The organism is Plantactinospora sp. B6F1 (assembly GCF_040120695.1).
Lineage (GTDB): Bacteria > Actinomycetota > Actinomycetes > Mycobacteriales > Micromonosporaceae > Plantactinospora.
Genome location: NZ_JBEEAC010000005.1, coordinates 194,215 through 215,095, shown reverse-complemented (window position 1 = coordinate 215,095; position 20,881 = coordinate 194,215). Strand labels below are relative to the sequence as shown.

The 20,881-nt window shown below is 73.2% G+C and carries 15 protein-coding genes; 5 read left to right on the top strand and 10 right to left on the bottom strand.

The window, feature by feature from the left end:
- Positions 1–123: 123 nt before the first annotated feature.
- The 8 genes from ABNF97_RS10245 to ABNF97_RS10210 form a co-directional block, all read right to left on the bottom strand.
- Positions 124–2,022, bottom strand: coding sequence for a protein kinase domain-containing protein (locus ABNF97_RS10245; protein ID WP_349338375.1), 1,899 nt, complete (start codon positions 2,020–2,022; stop codon positions 124–126).
- A 253-nt stretch (positions 2,023–2,275) separates the two neighbouring features.
- Positions 2,276–3,841, bottom strand: coding sequence for a fused MFS/spermidine synthase (locus ABNF97_RS10240; RefSeq protein WP_349338374.1), 1,566 nt, complete (start codon positions 3,839–3,841; stop codon positions 2,276–2,278).
- A gap of 36 nt (positions 3,842–3,877) precedes the next feature.
- Positions 3,878–4,927: a coiled-coil domain-containing protein gene (locus ABNF97_RS10235; RefSeq protein WP_486484568.1), complete on the bottom strand. Its 1,050-nt coding sequence runs from the start codon at positions 4,925–4,927 to the stop codon at positions 3,878–3,880.
- A 334-nt stretch (positions 4,928–5,261) separates the two neighbouring features.
- Complete coding sequence (locus tag ABNF97_RS10230; RefSeq protein ID WP_130461858.1) at positions 5,262–6,083, bottom strand: inositol monophosphatase family protein; 822 nt, start codon at positions 6,081–6,083, stop codon at positions 5,262–5,264.
- Positions 6,076–6,528: a response regulator gene (locus ABNF97_RS10225; protein ID WP_130461857.1), complete on the bottom strand. Its 453-nt coding sequence runs from the start codon at positions 6,526–6,528 to the stop codon at positions 6,076–6,078. Before ABNF97_RS10225 ends, ABNF97_RS10230 begins: the two co-directional genes overlap by 8 nt.
- 29 nt (positions 6,529–6,557) lie before the next feature.
- Positions 6,558–8,261, bottom strand: coding sequence for a sensor histidine kinase (locus ABNF97_RS10220; protein WP_349338373.1), 1,704 nt, complete (start codon positions 8,259–8,261; stop codon positions 6,558–6,560).
- On the bottom strand, positions 8,258–9,499 hold the full coding sequence (locus ABNF97_RS10215; protein WP_502930474.1) for a PP2C family protein-serine/threonine phosphatase: 1,242 nt from the start codon (positions 9,497–9,499) through the stop codon (positions 8,258–8,260). The genes ABNF97_RS10220 and ABNF97_RS10215 overlap by 4 nt, the downstream gene beginning before the upstream one ends.
- Positions 9,500–9,695: 196 nt before the next feature.
- A complete protein-coding gene (locus ABNF97_RS10210; protein ID WP_349338371.1) occupies positions 9,696–10,058 on the bottom strand; it encodes a hypothetical protein in 363 nt (120 codons plus the stop codon).
- Between the two features lie 12 nt (positions 10,059–10,070).
- Here ABNF97_RS10210 and ABNF97_RS10205 point away from each other — a divergent pair, with 12 nt between their 5' ends.
- The 3 genes from ABNF97_RS10205 to ABNF97_RS10195 all read left to right on the top strand — a co-directional run bounded on the left by ABNF97_RS10205 (position 10,071) and on the right by ABNF97_RS10195 (position 15,695).
- Positions 10,071–12,605, top strand: a complete 2,535-nt coding sequence (locus ABNF97_RS10205) for a M28 family peptidase (RefSeq protein ID WP_502930473.1) — start codon at positions 10,071–10,073, stop codon at positions 12,603–12,605.
- 63 nt (positions 12,606–12,668) lie between these two features.
- Positions 12,669–13,460, top strand: a complete 792-nt coding sequence (locus ABNF97_RS10200) for a hypothetical protein (protein ID WP_349338369.1) — start codon at positions 12,669–12,671, stop codon at positions 13,458–13,460.
- Between the two features lie 15 nt (positions 13,461–13,475).
- Positions 13,476–15,695: a glycosyltransferase gene (locus ABNF97_RS10195; protein ID WP_349338368.1), complete on the top strand. Its 2,220-nt coding sequence runs from the start codon at positions 13,476–13,478 to the stop codon at positions 15,693–15,695.
- A 134-nt stretch (positions 15,696–15,829) separates the two neighbouring features.
- Here ABNF97_RS10195 and ABNF97_RS10190 read toward each other — a convergent pair whose 3' ends face one another.
- Positions 15,830–18,115: a glycoside hydrolase family 9 protein gene (locus ABNF97_RS10190; protein WP_502930472.1), complete on the bottom strand. Its 2,286-nt coding sequence runs from the start codon at positions 18,113–18,115 to the stop codon at positions 15,830–15,832.
- Positions 18,116–18,747: 632 nt separating this feature from the next.
- Here ABNF97_RS10190 and ABNF97_RS10185 point away from each other — a divergent pair.
- Together ABNF97_RS10185 and ABNF97_RS10180 are read left to right on the top strand one after the other, a co-directional pair.
- Positions 18,748–19,704 carry an FAD-dependent oxidoreductase gene (locus ABNF97_RS10185; RefSeq protein WP_130461851.1) on the top strand — a complete coding sequence of 319 codons (957 nt, stop codon included), beginning with the start codon at positions 18,748–18,750 and terminating at the stop codon, positions 19,702–19,704.
- 196 nt (positions 19,705–19,900) lie between these two features.
- Entirely contained in the window at positions 19,901–20,290 is a 390-nt protein-coding gene (locus ABNF97_RS10180) for a hypothetical protein (protein WP_130461850.1), read from the top strand.
- A 107-nt stretch (positions 20,291–20,397) separates the two neighbouring features.
- Here the strand turns inward: ABNF97_RS10180 and ABNF97_RS10175 are convergent, their stop codons facing one another.
- Positions 20,398–20,868 (bottom strand): CinA family protein, encoded by a 471-nt coding sequence (locus ABNF97_RS10175; RefSeq protein WP_349338367.1) that lies wholly within the window; start codon positions 20,866–20,868, stop codon positions 20,398–20,400.
- Positions 20,869–20,881 lie beyond the last annotated feature (13 nt).

The following is a 20,881-nucleotide window of genomic DNA, read 5'->3' as shown; positions in this document are numbered from 1 at the left end:
ATTGTCGGCCCACGGTAGAAGTGACGTCACGCACGTGCTATGTGGCGGAAACCCACAAGTGGCGGCCAGGGGATGGCCGGCGCAGCCAGGCAGCCGGCGAACCGAACCCGGGTGCGGACGGGCTCAGGCCCCGCCGGGGCCCGCGCCCGGGTCGCCGCCGGAACCAGGGACGGAGCCGTCAGAACCCGGGACGGAGCCGCCGGAACCCGGGGCAGAATCGCCGGAACCCGTGGCGGAGCCGCCGGAGGAGTAGCGGTCGGGCTTCGGGCCCTTGCCCTTCGACTGCTTGCCCGGGCGCTTGCCCTTCGAACCGGCGTCCTTCGGACCGCCGCCCTTCGGCTCCGCACCCTTCGGGCCGCCGCCCTTCGCGCCGGCAGCGGGGTCGGGCCGACCCGCGGACCGGTCTGGCGCGGGCGCCGGTGGCACCGCCCCGACCGCGTCACCGGCCGCGGTGCCACCGGTCTCGCCCGGCACACCGGAGACCCGAGCCGCACAGGTGGTCTCGCCGAGCCGGAACTCGACCGGCAGCGGATTGCTGCCGGAATGGTTGCCGGCCAGCCCGAACCGCACGGCCCCGCCGGCCGGCAGAATAGCCTCCGGGCCGCTGGCCGGCCGGAGCAGCACGTCCCGGCCCTGCTGGCGGGAGGCCGGTGACGGGTTCCGGGTCAGCACCTGCTCGCCGGGGAACGCGAAGTGCAGCGTCCAGTCCCGCACCGCCACGGCGCCGAGGTTGGTGACCGTGATCTCGGCTTCGAACGACCGGCCGGTGTCGGCGCGCAGCACGTAGTCGACCTCGCACCGGGCGGTGTCGCCCATCGCCAGGTTCGTCGCCTCGCCGTCCGGCGCCGATCCGCCGGAGTTGCCCGCCCAGACGGCGCCGCCCAGCGCGAGCAGGCCGACCCCGACCGCCGCGACCCGGGCCCGGTTGCCGAGCCGCACCGACGGTCGGCGGGGGCGGGCCGGCGGGGGCAGCGGGTCGGTCGCCGGCCGGGGCAGCATCGCCGTCTCCGAGCGCACTCGGGCGGCCAGCCGGGGTATGGCCGGTGCCGGCTCGGCCCGGTCGGCTGCCGGGACGATGTTCGGTGACCCCGTCCCCGATGCCCGGTCGGCCCGGTCGGCCCGGTGCAGCGGCACGGCGGGCGCCGAGCCGGCCGCGACCGGTAGCACCACCCCGGCCGCCCGGGCCAGGGTACGGGCCAGCTCGGCGCTCTCCGGCCGCTCCTCCGGCTTCTTCGCCAGGCAGCGGGCGATCACCGCGGCCACCTCGGCCGGCAGCCCCGGTACCGGTGGCATCGGCGCCGGCTCGGCGTGCAGGTGCGCACGGAGCGCCTGGGTACGCGTCGACGCCCGCCACGGCATCCGGCCGGTCAACGCCCGGTAGAGCAGCAGGCCGAGGGCGTACACGTCGGTGGCCGGACAGACCTCGCCGAGGTTGAGCCGCTCCGGGGCGACGTACGCCGGCGTGCCGTAGAGGCCGTTGTCGGCGTCACCCTCCCGCTCGCCGACCAGCGCCGAGATCCCGAAGTCGACGACCTTCGCACCCATCTCGGTGAGCATGACGTTGCCCGGAGTGATGTCCCGGTGCACCACTCCCCGGGCGTGCGCGGCGGTCAGCGCGGCGGCGACCTGGGCGCCCAGCACCACCCCGTCCCACCAGGGCAGCGTCCCCTCGCCGTCGAGCCGGTCCGCCAGCGACTCGCCGTCGACCAGCTCCATCACCACGTACGGCACGGTCCGGCCGTACCGGACCGACTCGCCGTAGTCGTAGACGGCGGTGATGTGCGGGTGGCAGAGCCGGGCCGCGGCCCGGGCCTCGGTCCGGAGCCGGTTCCGGAACACCCGGTCGGTGCGCAGCCGCGGGGCGAGCATCTTGACCGCCACCGGCCGGCCCAACACCTCGTCGTGGCCACGCCAGACCACCGACATGCCGCCCTCGCCGAGTTCCTCGATCAGCCGGTAGCGGTCGCCGATCAGCTCCGTGCCGTGCCGCTGTGTTCCGTTCCACCTGCCCCACCCGGTCATGAGGATCTCTCTTGCCCGCACGGCACCCGACTACACCTGCCGGAGCCGATTCGTGCCCGGTGGCCGGCGGATGTCCGGTCTCCGGCCGCCCGCGGGAACGCTCCGGGACGCGCGGCGGGTAGGGCCCGGACGGGTGCCTGAGGCGCGGCGGCTCAAGGCGGGGGTGGCTCAGACGGGGTGGCTCAAGCGGGGTGGCTCAAGCGGAATGACTCAGGCGCGCGCGACTCAGGCGGGAATGGCTCAGGCGCGCGACTCAGGCGGTGGCGAGGAGCTGGTCGACCGGGGCGTACTCGTCGGTCAGCACCATCGCGTCGTCGACGAACTCGTCGAGCGCGGCACCGGAGAGCACGGTGACCGGCTCGTCCGCCGAGGTGATCAGGCGTTCCCGCACCCGCTCCACCGGCAACGGCCGATCCGAGGCGAGGATCACGAAGTTCGCGCCATGCGAGCCGGCCAGCGCGGCCGGCGGCGCGACCAGGGCGATGTGCGGAAACTCGGCCGCCACGGTGGCCACCTCGGACCGGATGAAGCGCAGCGGCGGATGGTCGATGACGTTCTGCGCGTAGATGCCGCCGGGACGGATCACCCGGCGGACCTCGGCGGCCATCTCCCGGGTGGCCAGGTGCCAGGGCACCACCAGGTGCCCGAACGCGTCCCCGACCACCAGGTCGGCGCTGCGCGCGGCCCGTTCGCCGATCAGCATCCGGGCGTCGCCGACCCGGGCGCGCAGCTGCGGGCCGGTCCGCACGTCCAGCTCGCGGCGGCCCAGCTCGACCAGCTCACCGTCGATCTCGTAGACCTCGTTGTGGGTCCCGGGTCGGGTTTCGGTCAGGTAGCGCGGCATGGTGAAGCCGCCACCGCCGAGGTGTACGGCCGCAAGCGGTGCCCCGACCGGCGCCATCACGTCCGCGACCGCCCCGATCCACTTCGTGTACTCGAACTCCAGGTGCCCCGGGTCGGCCAGGTCCACATAGGAGTGCCAGGCCGAGTTGAGCACCAGCAGCCGGCCGGTGGAGTTGTCCGGGTCCGGTTCGACGGAGGCGCAGTGGTATGCCGTCTCCACGTCGCACGGGTTCGGCGCGACGGCGGAGAGCGAGGCGCCGGCCAGGCCGAGCACGGCCGCGGCCGCGGTGACCCGGGACGCCTTCGGCAGCCCGGCCGGGGACTGCCGGCGCAGGTAGCCGGCGAGCGCCAGGCCGGTCACCCCGAGCAGGAACGCCAGGCCGAGAATGATGGCGGTGCTCGGCAGGGCGGCGACCAGGACGAATCCGGTGCCGAGGGTCGCGGTGATCGCACCGAGCGTGCCGATGCTGGAGAGCCGCCCGACCACCTGCCCGGTCTGCCGCAGGTCACCGAGTTGCAGCTTCACCACCAGCGGAGTGATCGCGGCGAGCAGGGCCGCCGGCAGGAAGATCGCCAGTGCGGTGAGCAGCAGGATGCCGACGGCGGCACCACCGCGCAGCACCTCGCCGGCGTACCGGACGATCGGCAGGGTCAGCGCGGTGCAGATGCCGGCGAGCACCAGTGCCGGGGCGAGGAGCCGACGCGGGTCCCGGCGGTCGGCGAGCCACCCGCCGATCCAGGCGCCGTAGGCGATCGCGGCCAGCGCCACCCCGATCACCGAGCTGGTGACCTGGAGGGTGACCCCGACGTACGGGCCGACGAGCCGCAGCGACGCCGTCTCCAGGACGAGCACGGCACCGCTGGCGACGAAGACCAGGGTGGCGGCCAGGCCGGCCGGCAGGGCCCGGGCCGGTGCCCCGGGCTGCTCGTCCGCGACGGTGGCGCTGCCCGCCGCCCCAGGTGGTGAAGAGTCCATCGCAGCGATGGTACGCATTCCACCGCCGGCTCCGGGCTACAACATCGACAGATGAACGTGGTTCGTGTGGTCGGAAGCCGGGTCGCCGTTGCCGTTGTACGCCCGCCACCCGTTACCGGGCATCCAGATCTGCCGGTACCAGATGACGTAGAGCACCCCGAGCCGGCTGGCGTTCTTGACGTAGAACGCGGCGACGTTGTTGCCGTAGGTCCGGTCACCGCCGCTGGCGTCGACGTTCTTGAACCCGCCGGCCGCGGCCGAGAAGTCGCAGGCGCGCCCCTTGGGGTGCTCACCGCCGCCGCCGCTGCGGTGGCAGGAGGTGTGTCGCCGGAAACCGTTCGCCTTGGCCTGGTTGAGCGCGTGCAGGGTACGCGGCGTGATGCACCCGTTGGTGGTCGGGTCGTCGATGGTGCAGGACTCCTTCGGCCAGGAGCCGTCGGAGTTGCGCGGCGCGGGCTTGGCCAGCGGCGAGTTGGCGCTGATCAGCCCTCCGGTGGGGTTGCCGCCGACGGCGGCCAGGGCACGTTCGGCGTCCTTCTTCTTCCGGGCGATGACCTCGACCTGCCGCTGCTGCTCGCGGACCTCGGCGTCGATCGCGTTCTTCGCCCGGGTCGCCTGGTCCAGCGACTCGGCGAGTTCGCGGAGCTTCCGGTCGTCGCGCTGGGCGATCACTTCGAGCCCGGCGGCCCGCTCCACGAACGACTGCGGAGAGGCGCTGTTCAGCAGGGCCGAGATCGGGGTGAGCCGGCCCCGGCGGTACGACTCGGCGGCGATCACCGCCACCTCCTGGGTGAGGGTGGCGATCCGGGTCTCGACCTGCTTGAGCTGCGCGCCGAGCTGGCTCTGCCGCTTCTTGGAGGCGTTGAGCTTGGCGGTCGCCTCGATGTGCCCCTTGGAGGCGGACTCCAGGGCGTCCCGGAGCTTCTTGGTGCCGCCCTCGTCGCCGGGCGAACTGGGCGCGGCGGTCGCCGGAGCGGTGGCCGTACCGACCAGGGCCGCCGGGGCTCCGGCGAGGATCGCGGCGGCGGCGAGCAGCGCCGTGAACCGGCGTGGCCGGGAGAGCCGGGCGATGGCCGTTGTGCGCACGAAAGCCGTTCCTTCCGTCGGTCGCCGACCCGGGAGGGTCCACACTTGACCATTGGACCCTCTTCGACCTGCCCCGGGCGGTCAGCCGGACCGCACCGTCGGACGCGGTGCGTGAGCGCCGCGCGGTCCAGGTCGATGAGGGTCTACTCGCGGCGGCCACCGCCGGCACCGTTTACGGCGCCACCTGGCGGAGACCGCCGGTCAGCCTACCGGAAGCCGGCCGCGCTGTCGGCCCGGTCACGGCCACCGCAATATCACATGAAAGCATCACATGACAACCAAATCGGACGGTTGATTGCCCTCGGCTGGTCCAGTCAGTGCGTGGCAAGTCTGGTCAGTGCGTGGCGAGCAGGGCCGCGTGCACGGTGTCCCAGACCGATTCGTTGGCGGCGACCAGCAGCCCGGCCCGCCCGTCGACCGGGTCGTACGGGCTGCCGTCGAGCCGCCGGACCACCCCGCCGGCCGCCTCGACCAGCAACGCTCCGGGCGCGTGGTCCCAGGGCAGGGTCCGCCAGAAGATCGCGAACTGCTGCCGATTGTCCACAATATCCGCATATTCCTGACCAGCGCAGTGCTGCCCGGGTAGCACCGTGCCGATCCGGCCGGCACCCTCGGTCACCCGTTCCCGCAGCTCCACCGGGAGGAACCGGCTCGCCACCACGCCGCGCAGCGACCTGGCGGGAATCGACTCGCCGGTCGTCCGCACCGCGTTCCCGTCCAGGTACGCCCCCTCCCCGGCGCGCGCCACCAGCAGACGGTCCGCCATCGGGTCGAGGATCCAGGCCGCCTCGGTACGCCCGCCCCGCCGCAGCGCCGCCATCACCGCGAAGGGCTGCCGCCCGGCCGCGAAGTTCGCCGTACCGTCCAACGGGTCGACCAGCCACGCCTCGGCCGGCCCGGCGAGCAGGTCCAGGACCGCCGGATCGGCGGCCACCCCCTCCTCGCCGACCACCTCGGACTCCGGCCGCAGCCGGCGCAGCCCGGCGGCGATGATCTCCTCGGCCCGGTGGTCGGCGACCGTCACCACCTCGCCCGGGGCCTTCTCCGAGACGTCGGATTCGGCCAGGTGCCGGAACATCGGCAGGATGGCCTCGGCGGCGGCCCGGCGCAGCAGCGCACCGACCTGCTCGACCAGCCGCGACTCGGGGTCAGCCACGCGGCGGAAGCTTCACGACGCTGACGAAGAACTCGTCGATCTGCCGCACCACCGAGATGAACCGGTCGAAGTCGACCGGCTTCGTCACGTACGCGTTCGCGTGCAGCTGGTAGCTGCGCAGAATGTCCTCGTCGGCCTGCGAGGTGGTCAGTATCACCACCGGAATCCGGCAGAGCTGCTCGTCCCGTTTGATCTCGGCCAGCACCTCCCGGCCATCCCGGCGGGGCAGGTTGAGGTCGAGCAGGATCAGGTCCGGCGGTACCGCGTCGGCATACTCGCCCTCCTGCCGCAGGTAGGCCAGGGCCGCCGCGCCGTCGGAGACCACGGTGAGCCGATTGCGCAGCTTGTGCTCCTCGAACGCTTCCTGCGTCATCAGCACGTCACCCGGGTCGTCCTCGACCAGCAGCACCTCGATCGGGCTCTTGCCGTCCGCCGGTGCCGTCATCGGCCCCTCCTCGTCGATCCACTCATCAGTCAGACAGTCTGCTTCATGTCACCGGCCGGTTGAGCCGACTCACCCGACGGTGTGGCGTCGGCCTCGTCCACGGCCGGCGTGCCGGATGCCGGCGCGGGCAGGGCCGGCTCGGCCCCCTCCGCCCCGGGCGCCCCGGACGGCTCGATCGACTCCCGCAACTCCGGCGGTACCGGCAGGGTGAACCGGATCATCGTGCCCTCGGCCACCGCGTCGGGGTCCACCCAGACCCGACCGCCGTGGTACTCGACGATCTTCTTGACGATGGCCAGCCCGATGCCGGTACCCGGGTAGGCGTCCTTGGCGTGCAGCCGCTGGAAGATCACGAAAATCTTGTCGGCGAACTCGGGCTCTATCCCGATCCCGTTGTCCTGGCAACTGATCTCCCACTCGTCGTCCACCCGCCGGGCCGAGATCTGCACCTTCGGCGCGACGTCCGGCCGGCGGAACTTGAGCGAGTTGCCCACCAGGTTGGCCAGCAGGTTGGTCAGCAGGGTCTCCTCGCCGCGGATGACCGGGAGGTCCGACCAGGTCAGCTCGCCGCCGACGTACCGCCGGGTGGCCTCGGTCTGGCCGGCGACCTCGTCCATCACCGCGTTCAGGTCCACGTCGGTGAAACCGCTGGTGAGCCGGCCGATCCGGGAGAAGGCCAGCAGGTCGTTGATCAACCGCTGCATCCGTTGCGCCCCGTCGACCGCGAACGCGATGTACTGGTCGGCGCGCTCGTCGAGCTTGCCCGCGTACCGGCGTTGCAGGAGCTGGCAGAAGCTGGCCACCTTGCGCAGCGGCTCCTGGAGGTCGTGCGAGGCGACGTAGGCGAACTGCTCCAGGTCCCGGTTGGACCGGACCAGTTCCTCGGCCTGCTTCTCCAGCTGGCTGTTGACCCACTCGATCCGCTCCCGGGCCTGCCGCACCTCGTCCAGGTCGGCGGCGATCCGGCGACGCATCCCGTCGATGTCGCCGGCCAGCGCGGCCAGCTCCGGCGGCCCGACCTGCTCGATCTCCCGCCGGTAGGCCCCGCCGGCAACCTCCCGCACCTGGCCGGCGAGCGCGGTGACCGGACCGATCACCAGGCGGTTCAGCGAGGTCAGCAGGGCCAGCCCGGCCAGCACCACCACGATCGCGGCCAGGATCAGCAGCAGTACCAGCGTGTTGCCGGTCCCCCGGGCGTTCGCGGCGACGCTGTTGCGCAGATCCAGGATCGACCGCTGCAACGCCTCCACCTCGCCGCGCAGCTCGGTGAAGCGGTCGCCGGGCTGGCCGGTCAGATACGCCTGCGCCGCATCCGGCCCGCTCCGCATCGTCAGTTCGATCGCCGGCTCGGCCACCGCCTCCCGCCACTGCCGGGCGTGGTCCCGCACGGTGTACAGCTCACGACGGATCTCCGGCTGGTCGTGCAGGAGTGCGTCCATCGAGGCGATCAGCGCCGTCTCCCGCCGCAGGCCATCCCGGTACGGCGCGAGATCGTCGTCGTCGCCGGTGACGGCGTAGCCGCGTATCCCGGTCTGCTGGTCGACCAGCGCGCTGAGCAGCGCCTGGCCGTCGGTGCGCAGCGGGCCGGTCTTGGTGAGCAGGGTGTCCAGATGTTGCCGGTTGCTGTGGGCGACGAGCGCGGCGCTGACCGCCAGCATGCCGAGCACCGCCCCGACGATCACGCACAGCGCGGCGACCCGACGGCGCAGGGTCCAACGTACCGGTGGCCTCACCGTCCCTCCCCCCGGCTGACCAGCAGCATCGCCACGTCGTCTGCGAGCGGGCCGCCGTTGTACTCCTCGGCCTGCTCCACCAGCCAGCCGGGCAGCTCCGGCAGGCCCACCCCACGGGCATCCGGGGTGGCCACCAGCCGGTTCAGCCCCGGTACGTCCAGCCGCTCGTCGCCATCGCCGGTCCGCCCCTCGATGAGCCCGTCCGTGTACATCAACAGTGACCAGTCCTCGGTGTCGAAGCTCAGCTCGTACGGCACCGGCGGCCGTGGGCGTACCCCCAGCAGCAGCCCGTGCGGCGCCGGCACCGGGGCCACCCGCCCCCCGGCGAGCAGCAGCGGAGGCGGATGCCCGGCCAGCCGGACGGTGGCCCGGTTGCCGGCCAGGTCCAGCCGGACGGCGGCGACGGTGGCGAAGATCTCCCGTTTCGACCGCTCGCTCATCAGTACCTGTTCGAGCGCCGGCAACACCTGCTCGTCGGGGACCCCTGCGAGTACCAGGGCCCGCCAGGCGACCCGGAGTTCGACGCCGAGCGCGGCCTCGTCCACCCCGTGCCCGCAGACGTCGCCGACGATCACGTCGATCCGGTCCGGGGTGGTCTGCACCACGTCGTAGAAGTCGCCGCCGATCAGCGCCTCGTGCCGACCCGGCCGATAGAAGGGGTGCACCTGCACCAGGTCGGTGTCGATCAGCGGCTGGGGCAGCAGGCCGCGTTCCAACCGGGCGGACTCGGCCTGGCGCAGCTCCACCTCGCGCAGCCGCCGGGTGTTCTCGTCGGCCCGCTTCCGCTCCACCGCGTAGCGCAGCGACCGCGCCAGCAGGACCCCGTCGACCTGCCCCTTGACCAGGTAGTCCTGGGCGCCCTCGGCGACCGCGCCGATGCCGAGGTGCTCGTCCGAACGGCCGGTCAGCACACAGACGGCGGCGTTGCTGGACATTCCGAGCACCTGCCGGAGCCCGTCCAGCCCCTGCGCGTCCGGCAGGCCGAGGTCGAGCAGTACGCAGTCGACGCCGCGGATCTGCGCCCGGGCGGCGTTCAGACTGGTCGCGACGAGCAGGTCGATGCGGTCACCGGTCTCGGCGAGCAGCTCGCCCACGAGGAAGGCGTCGGCGTCGTCATCCTCGATCAGCAACACCCGCAGCCGCTCCCGGGGCGGCAGTTTGGCGTGCCGCCCGAGCCCGCCGTGCGGGTACGCGGGTGCGGGTACGACGGACGATCCGGTCACCGGTCCGCCCCCCATCCGGTCACGACGCCTCCTCGCTCCGTTCCTACCGCCACCATCGAGCCACCCCGTCACCCGGCCCCCGGTGCCCCGTCCGATCGTCTCCGACCCGTACCCACCACGACGATCCGCGCCGATCCTGTACCACCCAACGCTGCCACACAACACAGGTGGCGCCGACACGGTGTCGCGGCGTCACCGGGGGTGCCACACCTCACCCCGGGGCTTGCGCCGAACCGGCCGGGTCCCGCAGGCGTACCTGTTCGGCCTGGTGGGCGATCACCTGGCCGAGCACCCCGTGCAACCGGTCGCAGTCCAGGCAGTGCAGGTTCTCGTCCAGCCGGCGACTCCCGCAGCCCGCGCAGCTGCCCCGGTCGGCCGGGTCCCGGTAACCCGCCAGCGCCTCGGCCAGGGCCCGGGCCAGGTGCGGGGTGAGCGACACCGTCCCGGTCGCCCCGGCGCCACGGACCTCGACGACGCCGACGGGCGCGGCATCCGGTCCCGGGTCGTACGGCGCCACCCGGGCGACGAAATCGCGCAGTACGGCGACGGGATCGGTCATTCGGTACGTGGACATGCGTATCACGCTATGCGACCGGTCGCCAGCGAGCTGACCCGGCCGGCCGGCGAGCCGCCCACCCGCGATGATGGCAGCCACTGCCGACCCCTGGAGGCACCCGTGCCCGCCGCTGACCACCGCTCCCCCGCCGACCAGCCCCCCGCGATCCGGCTGCCCGCTTCCGAGCGGGCGCTGGCCCGGCCCCGACGCCGGTTCCCCGCCGCGCTGGCGGCCCTGGCCGCGCTTGCGGCGGTCGGCCTGGTCACCGGGCTCGGCCTGGGTACGCCGAGCCCGGCCGGTCTCGACGCACAGGCCGACGAGTTCAGCGCGGACCGGGCATACCGGCATCTCCGGACGATCGCGGCGGAGCCGCACGCCGCCGGCAGCCCCGCCGCGGATCGGGTACGGAGCTACCTGGAGAGCACGCTGCGTGGCCTCGGCCTCACTCCGGAGCTGCAGGACACCGTCGCCGAGGAGGCGGGGCAGCTGCGCGGCGGGGCGGGCGGGGCGACACTGGCCCGGGTCCGCAACGTGGTCGCCCGGATCCCCGGCACCGATCCCACCGGTCGGGTCTTTCTGGTCGCCCACTACGACTCGGTGCAGGTCGGGCCGGGCGGCAACGACGACGGGGCCGGCACCTCGGCACTGCTGGAGGTGGCCCGCGCGCTGACCGTGGGCGAGCGCCCCCGCAACGACGTCGTGCTGGTCTTCACCGACGCCGAGGAGGCCTGCCTCTGCGGCGCATCGGCGTTCGCCGCCGACCACCCGCTGGCCGCCGACGGTGGCGTGGTGCTCAACCTGGAGGCGCGGGGCAGCACCGGCCCGGTGATCATGTTCGAGACCTCGCTGCGCAACGCCGGCCTGGTGGAGGTCTTCGGCCGGGCCGCGCCGTACCCGACGGGTACCTCGTTCGCGGTCGAGGTCTACCGACTGCTGCCCAACGACACCGACTTCACCGCCTTCCTCGACCACGGCTTCACCGGGCTGAACGCCGCCTACATCGACGGTGCAGCGCTCTACCACACCCCGCTGGACACCCCGGCCAACGTCGACCGGGGCAGCCTGCAACAGCACGGGGCGAACACGCTCGGGCTGGCCCGGGAGTTCGGCGCGATCGACCTGACCCGGCTGGACGCCGCCGGGGACGCCACCTACTTCCCGCTGCCCGGCGGGCTGGCCCGGTATCCCGGCTGGCTCACCCTGCCGCTCGCACTGCTGGCGCTGGCCGGCGTCGGGGTACTCGGCTGGGCCGTCCGGCGGCGGGGGCGCGCCTCGTGGCCCCGGCTCGCCGCCGGGTTCGGACTGGCGCTGCTGCCGATCGTGCTGGCGCCGCTCGGGGCGCAACTGCTCTGGGCCGGGGTCACCGCGATCCGGCCGGGCTACGCGACGCTGCTGGACCCGTACCGTCCATTCTGGTATCGGCTGGCCGTGGTGGCGCTCGCCGCGGCAGTGCTGTTCGGCTGGTACGCGCTGACCCGTCGGCGTACCGGTCCGGCGGCCCTCGCCGTCGGCGGGCTGGGCTGGCTGGCCGTACTCGGGGTGCTGCTCGCGGCGGTGGCCCCCGGCGGCGCGTACCTGACCACCCTGCCCGCGCTGGCCGGCGTGCTGGCCGGACTGGCGGCCCTGGCCGTACCCCGGAACGGCCCGTGGCCGGTGGTCGCGGTGACCGCCGGTGCGGCGGTCGGGGTACTCGTGCTGCTCCCCACCGTCGTGCTGCTCTTCCCGGCGCTCGGCATGGCGATGGGCGGTGTCGGGGCACTCTTCGCGGTGCTGCTCGGGCTGGCCGCGCTGCCCGTACTCGACCTGCTGCACCCGGCGGCCGGCGGTCAGCGCGGCATCGCCGCGCTCCGGGCCCGGCGGCGCGGTGCGCTGCCCGCACTGGCCGCGCTGCTCGGCGCCGTGGCGTGCACCGGGACCGGCCTGGTGGTGGACCGGTTCGACGCCGCGCACCCGGTGCCGACCCACCTGATGTACGCACTGGACACCGACACCGGTACGGCCCGCTGGCTCAGCGAGGAGACCGACCCACAGCCCTGGACCGCCCGGTATGTCGACGGCCCGACCCGGGTCGGCGACACCTTCCCGGTCTTCGGCGACGAGGTGCTGCGCGCCGGCCCCGCCGAACCGGCCGCCCTGCCTCCGCCCCGGCTCGACCCGATCGCCGACGTCACCGACTCCGGGGTGCGTACGCTGCGCGTCCGGCTCGTCCCGCAGCGCCCGGTACGGTTCGCCGCGCTGCACGTCGACCCGGCGACCGCCACCGTCGTCTCGGCCCGGGTCGCCGGCCGGCAGGTCAGGGTCGACGGTCCGGAGGTCCGGGGCGACGACGGCCCGGCCGCCGACCGGGAGCCGTTCGGGGTGGTGTTCCACGCACCGCCGGCCGAGGGGTTCGAGATCGAGCTGCGGCTCCGCCCGGCCGGGGACGCTCCGGTACGGCTGCGGGCGATGGACGCCAGTGACGGCCTGGCCGGGCTGCCCGGCTTCCGCCCGCGCCCGCCGGGCGTCGGGATCGTCGGATCGCACAGTTCGGAACTGGTCGCGGTGGCCCGGACGTACCCGTTCTGAGCCGATCTCCGGGCCGGCGCGGGTTGTGACGCCGAGGGCGGGTCCATCGCTGTAGTAGCCGAGATGAGAAAACGAAACGCCTACCGGCTCGACCCGCCCGCCGCCGAACGCCTGCCCCGCAGCGGGCGGGTTCCGCCGCCGTCGAATCCGGATCCGCTGGGCGGCCGGCTCGGCACGACACGCGGCGGGAACGCCGCCCAGGTCCCCGATCACCGGGGGAACCGGGCGGCCCCGCACCGCGCCGAGCCCTCACCGCCGACCATCCGGCACCCCGGCGAGCCGGGCGCCACGAGTGACCGGCCGACCGCCCACGGCCAGCCCGTCATCGCGAGCCGGCCGGCGCCACAGGACCGGCCGACCATCGCGAACCGGTCGGCGCCACAGGACCGGCCGACCATCGCGAACCGGTCGGCGGCCCGGGTCCGGCCGGTCTTCGTGGATCGCACCGGCCGACGGCGACGGGTCGTCGTGCTCGCCGGTCTCGGCCTCGGGGCCGGCCTGCTGGTCAGCCTCGGACTGCTCGCGCTCGGGCTGCTGACCGGCGGGTCGGCCTCGGTGCCGGGGTGGCCGGATGCGGGCGGCGGACACCTCCGGGACGAGGCCGGGACGGGACGGTCCGGGACCGACGCTCCGGCCACCACGCCCCCGACCGGTGGGGCGGCCCGGACCGCACCGGCAGCGCCCGGGACGGCCCGCCCGGCGAACCCGACCACCCGCCCGGCACCGCCGTCCGGGACACCCGCGACCACCGATCGCCCCGGACAGGGCGACCTGCGCCGCAACCCGTCGCCGGGCAATCCGGCCGCCGGCACCGACAAGCCGGGCAAATCCCGCCGATCGCCAGCGGCCGGCTGACCGATGGCCCTACACGTGGCGCGACGGGACCCCCGGGCGCACTGGCTGCTGCTGGTGCTCGGCCTCGCGGTGCTGCTCGCCGCGCTGTCGTTCAACGGTTACGTCTCGATCGCCGGAGGCGGCTCCGGACGGGCCGCGGCTCATCCGGCACCGGCCCCCGACGCGCTGACCCGGGCCGGCCCGATCCTCCGGCTCGACGGTCCCACCCCGGTCAGCCGCTCGATGCCGGCCGGCACGATCGCACTGACCTTCGACGACGGCCCGGACCCGAGGTGGACCCCCGAGATCCTCGACGTGCTACGACGGCACCGGGCGCACGCCACGTTCTTCGTCGTCGGCGCCCGGGTCAACGAGCACCCGGAACTGGTCCGGCGGATCCTCGCCGAGGGCCACGAGCTGGGATCGCACACGTTCACCCACGCGGACCTGGCGGCCCTGCCGGACTGGCGGCGCCAACTGGAACTCCAGCTCACCCGGAGCGCCGTCGCCGGGGCCACCGGGCGCTCCCCGATCCTCTTCCGGCCGCCGTACTCGTCCGGGGCGGGCAGCCTGACCGCGGACGACGCCGACGCGCTGCGGGCGGCGGCCCGGGCCGGCCACATCGCCGTACTCGCCGACCGGGACACCGTCGACTGGCGTCGCCCGGGTGTCGACCGCATCGTCGCCGCCGCTGAGGGCAGGTCGGCCGGGCAGCCAGGTCGGGGCCGGAAGCCGGTGCCGGACGAGCCGGGCGCGGTCGTGCTGCTGCACGACGGGGGCGGGGACCGGTCCCAGACCGTTGCCGCGCTCGACCGGCTGCTACCGGAGATGACGGACCTGGGCTACCGGTTCAGTACCGTGTCGGAAGGGCTCGGCACGCCCCGTTCGGAGCTCGTCGCCTCGACCGGCGACCGACTGCGCGGCACCGCCCTCCGGTACGCCCAGGCCGGCGCCGGCTGGTTGGCCACCGTGATGGGCTGGCTGCTCGCCGTGGCGCTGCTGCTCGGCCTGGCCCGGCTGGTGGTCCAGGTGGCCTGCGCGGAGGTGCACCGGCGGCGGACCCGTGCCCGGTCCCGGGCCAGGCCGGCTGGCCGGTTCTTCGCCCCGGTGACGGTGATCGTGCCCGCCTACAACGAGGCCGCCAACATCGGCGCGACGGTGTGGTCCCTGGTCAACAGCGACTACCCGGCGATCGAGGTGATCGTGGTCGACGACGGCTCCACCGACGGCACGGCCGAGGTCGTGGAGCGGATGCGCCTGCCCGGGGTACGGGTCGTCCGGCAGGCCAACGCCGGCAAGCCGGCCGCGCTGAACACCGGCATCCGGCACGCCCGGACCGAGTTGCTGGTGCTGGTGGACGGGGACACGGTGTTCCAGTCGGACACGGTGTACCGGCTCGTCCAGGGCTTCGCCGACCCCTCCGTCGGGGCGATCTCCGGCAACACCCGGGTGGCCAACCGGCGCCGGTTGCTCGGCCGCTGGCAGCACCTCGAGTACGTCATCGGGTTCAACCTCGACCGCCGGATGTACGACGTGCTGCGCTGCATGCCCACCATCCCGGGCGCGATCGGCGCCTTCCGTCGGGCGGCACTGCTGGACGCGGGCGGCGTACCCGGGGACACGCTGGCCGAGGACACCGACCTGACCATGGCCGTGCTACGCGCCGGCTGGCGGGTCCCGTACGAGGGGCGGGCCATCGCCTGGACCGAGGCGCCCGGTTCGCTGCGCCAGCTGTGGCGGCAGCGCTACCGCTGGTGCTACGGGACCATGCAGGCGATGTGGAAGCACCGGCACGCCCTGGTGGAGCGCGGTCCGGGCGGGCGGCTGGGGCGACGTGCCCTCCCGTACCTCGCGGTGTTCCAGGTGCTGCTGCCGCTGACCGGTTCGGCCGTCGACGCGTTCGCGCTCTACGGGCTCTTCTTCCTGCCGTGGAGCCATCTCGTGCTGGCCTGGCTCGGCCTGTTGCTGCTCCAGGCGGGGACCGCGGCGTACGCGCTGCGACTGGACGGTGAGCGGCTCGGTCCGCTCTGGAGTCTGCCGTTGCAGCAGCTCGTCTACCGGCAGTTGATGTACCTGGTGGTCGTCCAGTCGACGGTCACCGCGCTGCTCGGCAGCCGGCTGCGCTGGCACCGGATGGTCCGGACCGGCGAGGCGGCGGCACTGGTCGGTCCCGGCACCGCCGACCGCACACCGGCCTGGCCGGGGAACCCGAACGGCTACCGGTCGGGCCGGCGCGCGCCGGCCTCGCCGGGTTGAGAACCCACCCACCCACAACGGGCCAGGTGCGGTGGGGCGGCCCCCGGCCGGCGGATGCCCGCAGGCCGGGGGCTTCGCCCGAGGTGGCGGGGGCCCGGGTGCTCCGGGCGCCCCCGCCAGCTCTCGACGGGCGGTCAGTGCCGGTGGTTGCGGGCGTCCCCGTTGTCCTGGTCGGCGATGAAGGCGGCGATCCAGGACAGCGGCGAGTTCCAGTTGATGGTCAGCTCGTTCGTCGCCCAGGACTCGATGTCGTCGATGTAGCAGAACTGCGGCGCGCAGCCGCGCAGCTTCTGCTGGGCGACCGGGTCCTGGATGGCCGAGTTCGGGCCGCCGGAGAGGGTGCCCCGGGGCGGGTTGGGCAGGTCGGGGTTGAGTTGGCGGGCGTACCAGCGGCTGTGCTGGTTGCGGGAGGCCACCTCGCCGTAGCCGGTCACGTACGACTGGTTCAGGGCGTTGCGGCCGAAGATGTAGTCCATCGTCTCCAGCACCCCGTCCCGGTAGCGGTCCCTGCCGGTCAGGTCGAACGCGGTGGCCAGCACGATGGCGTTGTTGACGATCAGGTTGTTGGAGCCCCAGTCGAAGAGGTTGTCCGACGGGTTGTACGGGATGCCGTACGGGTGTGCCCGCAGCGTGGCCAGGTACCGGTCGGCGCCCTGGGCGACCGAGGCGCGTACCCGGGCCCGGTCCGGCAGCCTGTTCGGCACCGTTGCCAGTTGCAACCGGCCGAGCGCGGCGGTGTTGCCCCAGTCCATCCCCCGCTCCCGCCAGACGTCGCCGGTGTGGTGCGGGGAGCGGAGCACGAAGTCGCGGTACTCCTTCGCCCCGGTGGTCAGGTACAGCTCGGCGGCGGCCCAGTAGAACTCGTCGGTGACGTCGGCATCGTTGTACGCACCGCCGCCGTTGGCGTCGGCCGGGTCGGCGTACCGCTCGGGGTTGGCCAGGGCGGCGGCCCAGGCGGTCTTCGCGGCGGCCAGGTTCCGGGCGGCGAACCTCCGGTCGTACGGCCGGAAGACCCGCGCGGCCTGCGCGGCGGTGGCCGCCAGGTTGAGCGTGGCGGCGGTGGACGGCGGGTGCAGCTCCCGCCGCTTGTCGTCGAGGTGCGGCAGCAGCGGCAGCCCGGTCCACGAGTCGTCGTGGATCTTGTGGTGGGCCATCCCGGCCAGCGGCTTACCGGCCGGTACCTGCATGCTGAGCAGGAACTCCTGCTCCCACCGTGCCTCGTCGAGGATGTCCGGCACCCGGTTGCCGCTCTCCGGCAGGTGCAGGGTCCGGTCGCCGAGCCGCCACGGCTGACCGGTACCGGCCCGGATCGAGCGCTCGTACTCGCTCATCAGCTGGTGCACCGAGATGCCGCCGTTGACCACGTACTTGCCGTGGTCCCCGGCGTCGTACCAGCCGCCGGAGACGTCCAGGGTGTAGTCGCAGACACCTGGCTGGCAGGGTACCGCCGTGTCACCCTGGTTCGGCGCGACCCCGACGTGTCCGGCCGGCCGGCCGTAGCCGGGGCGGAGCGCGTCGGAGATCTCGATGCCGCTGCGCTGGGTGTAGTAGAACTTCAACGCGTCGGTGCGGAGCCGCTCGTAGAAGCCGGCGCCGATGTCGAACGGCCGGCTGGTCTCGCCGTCGGCGGTCAGCGTGTAGCCGGTGCCGGGCCGGGTGAAGTGCCCGAAGTCGACGGTGTGCACGTTCTGCCCGGAGGAGCGGTCCAGGCCGCGCGGCGTCGTCCGGCCCTGCTTCACGAGCCGGCCGGCACCGTCGCGGAGCTGGTAGGGCAGCGGCCTGGTCGCCTCGGTGACCACCGTGGCGTTCTTCGGCCCCTTCGGCAGGTAGCCGACCTGGTTGACCCGGACTCTCGGTCCGGTGTCGGGGACGTATACGTCCGGCTCGGCGCCGCCGGTCAGCGAGACGTTGTCCAGGCAGACCGTCCACGGCTCGGCGCTGCCGCCGAGTTGGAAGACGACCTGTGCGTTCGGCAGGTCGACCGGGGAGGTGAAGGTGTAGCTGTACTCGTTGCCGGAGACGCTCAGCTCGGGGCTGGCCGACAGGTACTGGGTGTACGGGTCAACGGGCATCTGGACCAGCGCCCGGCCGACCCTGTTCGGGTTGGCCTGGCCGAAGAAGCGGAACTCGTACGACTCACCGGCGACCAGCGCGACGTTGTCCTGGCCGATGATCACGTCCCAGGGGTTGACCGTGTCGCCGGGGACGTCGGCGCAGAGCTGACCGGTGCTGGAGTCGAGGGTGAGGTTGGCAGTGCCCCACCAGGGGGCGTGACCGTTGTCGAAGGTGCCGTTGACGATCTGCTCCGGCGCATCCTCGGCAGCGGAGGCGGCGACGGGCGTGGTCAGCACGGTGGCGGCCAGGGCCGCGACGGTGGCGACGGCGAGTGGAACGGTGTGCGGCGAGCGGGGTCTGAGCACGTCATTCCTTCCGGTGGGCGCGGTGACCGGTTGGCCGGCACCGCCGGGCAGGGGTGGTACGACGTGAACCGAGATCTATGGAAGCGCTCCCAGTCCGGGAATACCGGGAGATTGACATCGACTTTCCGGCATGTCAACAGGCCGCCGGAGAGCCCGGTGCCGGATGACGGCGATAAATCCCGCCGAAGCGGGACAGCCCGACCTCGTCCACCCCGCACGACCGACCGATCGGCCGACCGGGTGCCCCGCCCGACCGACACCCGCTCGACCCGACACCCGCCCGACACGGCGCCATCCCGGCCAGGCGCCGTCCCGGCCAGGCGGGGCGCGCCCCTGGCCCTGGCGGCGACCGGACCAGCATCGATGCCCCGCCGCAACCCCACGAATCCTTACCATAACTTTCCGTAGTCACGGGAGATCCGAGGCGAGTGAAACTCCTGGTCTTGGCGAATTCGGCCAGCCCGGCGTCGGAGACTTCCGCCACCGACCGTAATTCGACACCGCAATTTCCACCCGGCGCCGCCGCCGGCGATTCCACATTGACATGCCGAGGTGCCCAACGACGGCCCCGCAACCGGATATCCGGCACCGCGCCCCCGCTCGACGGGTAAGACCTCCGTTAATATGGCCTAATGGCGATATCCCGACGGCCCGACGTTCTGGTTATCGGCGCGGGCGTCATCGGACTGTCCACCGCGGTCCGGCTCGCCGAGGCGGGACTCTCGGTCCAGATCCTGGCCGCCCGGCCCCCGCGGGAGACCACCTCCGCGTCCGCCGGGGCGAGTTGGGGGCCCTACGAGCTGACCGACGAGCGCGTCGTGCACTGGAGCGAACAGACCCGACTGACTCTGGAGAAGATCGCCGAGGACCCGTCGTCCGGGGTACGGCTCGTCCGTGGTCTGGAGGTGGCACCCTTTCCGCTTGAGCCGCCGGCCTGCGTGCGCAACCTGAACGACTTCGAACTCTGCCCCGCCGACCAACTGCCGCCCGGCTACGTCAGCGGCTGGCGTTACACCAGTCCACTGGTGGACATGCCCCGGTACCTCGAACATCTCACCCGACGCCTGGTCGGCTACGGCGTCGAAATGGAAATCGCCGCGGTCAACTCATTCAAGGAACTCACCGGCAGAGCCGCCGTGCTCGTGAATTGCACCGGCCTCGGCGCCCGCCATCTGGTCCCCGACGATCAGGTCTATCCCACCAGGGGACAACTGGTGGTCGTGGACAATCCGGGAATAGAGACGTTCTTCCAGGACTGGGCCGAACACGAGGACATGACCTACATCCTGCCGCACGGCAGTCACGTCGTACTCGGCGGCAGCGCGACCCCCGGCTCGGACAGTCTCACACCCGACCCGGTCAGGGCGGCGGCAATCGTCGAACGCTGCTCGGCTGTCGAACCGTCCCTCCGGCACGCCCGGATCCGGCAGATCCTGGTCGGGCTACGGCCGAGCCGGCCGAGCGTACGGATAGAACGTGACCTCGTCGACGGGAACGTTCTCATCCACAACTACGGCCACGGTGGATCCGGGCTCGCCCTTTCCTGGGGTTGCGCCGACGAGGTGCTGTCACTGAGCGAGCTGACCTGATCAGGCGGGCCCGCCCCAAGGCGACCCGCTTCCCGCCGGTACCGGCCGGAGAGCGCACCGCGACACCACCGGCCGGAGATCCGACCGCAGAACGGCAGATGTCCGACTGACAGGCGCCGCCCGCTGTCGCATCATCCCGACAGGACAAACCGGCGGTATCCGTCTCCGGTAGGCCGGCCACGGAAAGGCAAGAAAAATGAACATGATCCACAAGTACGGCAAGGCCCTCGCCGCCGTCGCCGGGGCGGCACTCACGGTCGCCTACGGCGCCGTCTCCGGAGACCAGCGCATCGAGCCGGACGAGGCGGTGCAGATCGCCATCGCCGCCGCCACCGCCGTCGGCGTCTACCTGGTGCCACTGACTCCGCAGTACCGGTGGGCCAAGACCGCCGTCGCCGTGCTGTTGAGCGTGCTCCAGGTGCTGGCCACGGTGATCCTCGGTGGACTCGACTCGAACGAGTGGATCGCGCTGCTGCTGGCCGCGTTGACCGTGCTCGGCGTCGGCGCCGCACCGGCGGTCTCCAGCAACGGAACCAGCAACGCGGCACCCCGCCAGCCCACCAGCACCACCAGCCAGCCGGCCTGACCGCACGACCTCGCCGCCGGGCGCGGCCCGTCCTGGACCGGGCGGGCCCGCCGCCCGGCGAAACCGCACGTCCGGCTCCCCCGGCCGAGCCGCCTCGCCGGGGGAGCTCACCGGTTCAGGCGGGCGACCAGGAACGCCAGGGCCTCCCGAGCCGCCCAGGCACGAACCTCGGCTCGGCTACCCGCCGGGCCGCGCAGGGTCAGGTGATCGGCGCCGGCCCGGTCCGCGATCCCGATGTGCAGGGTGCCGACCGGATGGCCGTCCTGCTCGGTCGGCCCCGCGACGCCGGTGGTGGAGATGCCGATCGAGGCGGCGAAGATGTCCCGCACCCCCACCGCCATCTCGATCGCGGTCTGCCAACTCACCGGGCCGTGCGCGGCCAACGTCGCGGCACGCACGTGCAGCACCTTCTCCTTCGCCTCGGTGGCGTAGGAGATGATTCCGCCCCGGTAGTAGCCGGACGCCCCGGAAACGGAGGTGACCAGATTGCCGACCAGGCCACCGGTAAGTGATTCGGCGGTGGCCAGCGACAAGCCCCGCCCCGACAGGAGTGGGCCGATCTCTTCCTCGTGACGCAATTGTCCTCCCTTC

Bases quoted from the DNA above. Each gene is read 5' to 3' on its own strand.
- ABNF97_RS10240 (WP_349338374.1), bottom strand. From the start codon at position 3,841: ATGGACTCTTCACCACCTGGGGCGGCGGGCAGCGCCACCGTCGCGGAC.
- ABNF97_RS10210 (WP_349338371.1), bottom strand. From the start codon at position 10,058: ATGTCCACGTACCGAATGACCGATCCCGTCGCCGTACTGCGCGATTTC.
- ABNF97_RS10180 (WP_130461850.1), top strand. From the start codon at position 19,901: ATGAACATGATCCACAAGTACGGCAAGGCCCTCGCCGCCGTCGCCGGG.
- ABNF97_RS10205 (WP_502930473.1), top strand. From the start codon at position 10,071: ATGCGACCGGTCGCCAGCGAGCTGACCCGGCCGGCCGGCGAGCCGCCC.
- ABNF97_RS10245 (WP_349338375.1), bottom strand. From the start codon at position 2,022: ATGACCGGGTGGGGCAGGTGGAACGGAACACAGCGGCACGGCACGGAG.
- ABNF97_RS10215 (WP_502930474.1), bottom strand. From the start codon at position 9,499: ATGGGGGGCGGACCGGTGACCGGATCGTCCGTCGTACCCGCACCCGCG.
- ABNF97_RS10225 (WP_130461857.1), bottom strand. From the start codon at position 6,528: ATGACGGCACCGGCGGACGGCAAGAGCCCGATCGAGGTGCTGCTGGTC.
- ABNF97_RS10185 (WP_130461851.1), top strand. From the start codon at position 18,748: ATGGCGATATCCCGACGGCCCGACGTTCTGGTTATCGGCGCGGGCGTC.
- ABNF97_RS10200 (WP_349338369.1), top strand. From the start codon at position 12,669: ATGAGAAAACGAAACGCCTACCGGCTCGACCCGCCCGCCGCCGAACGC.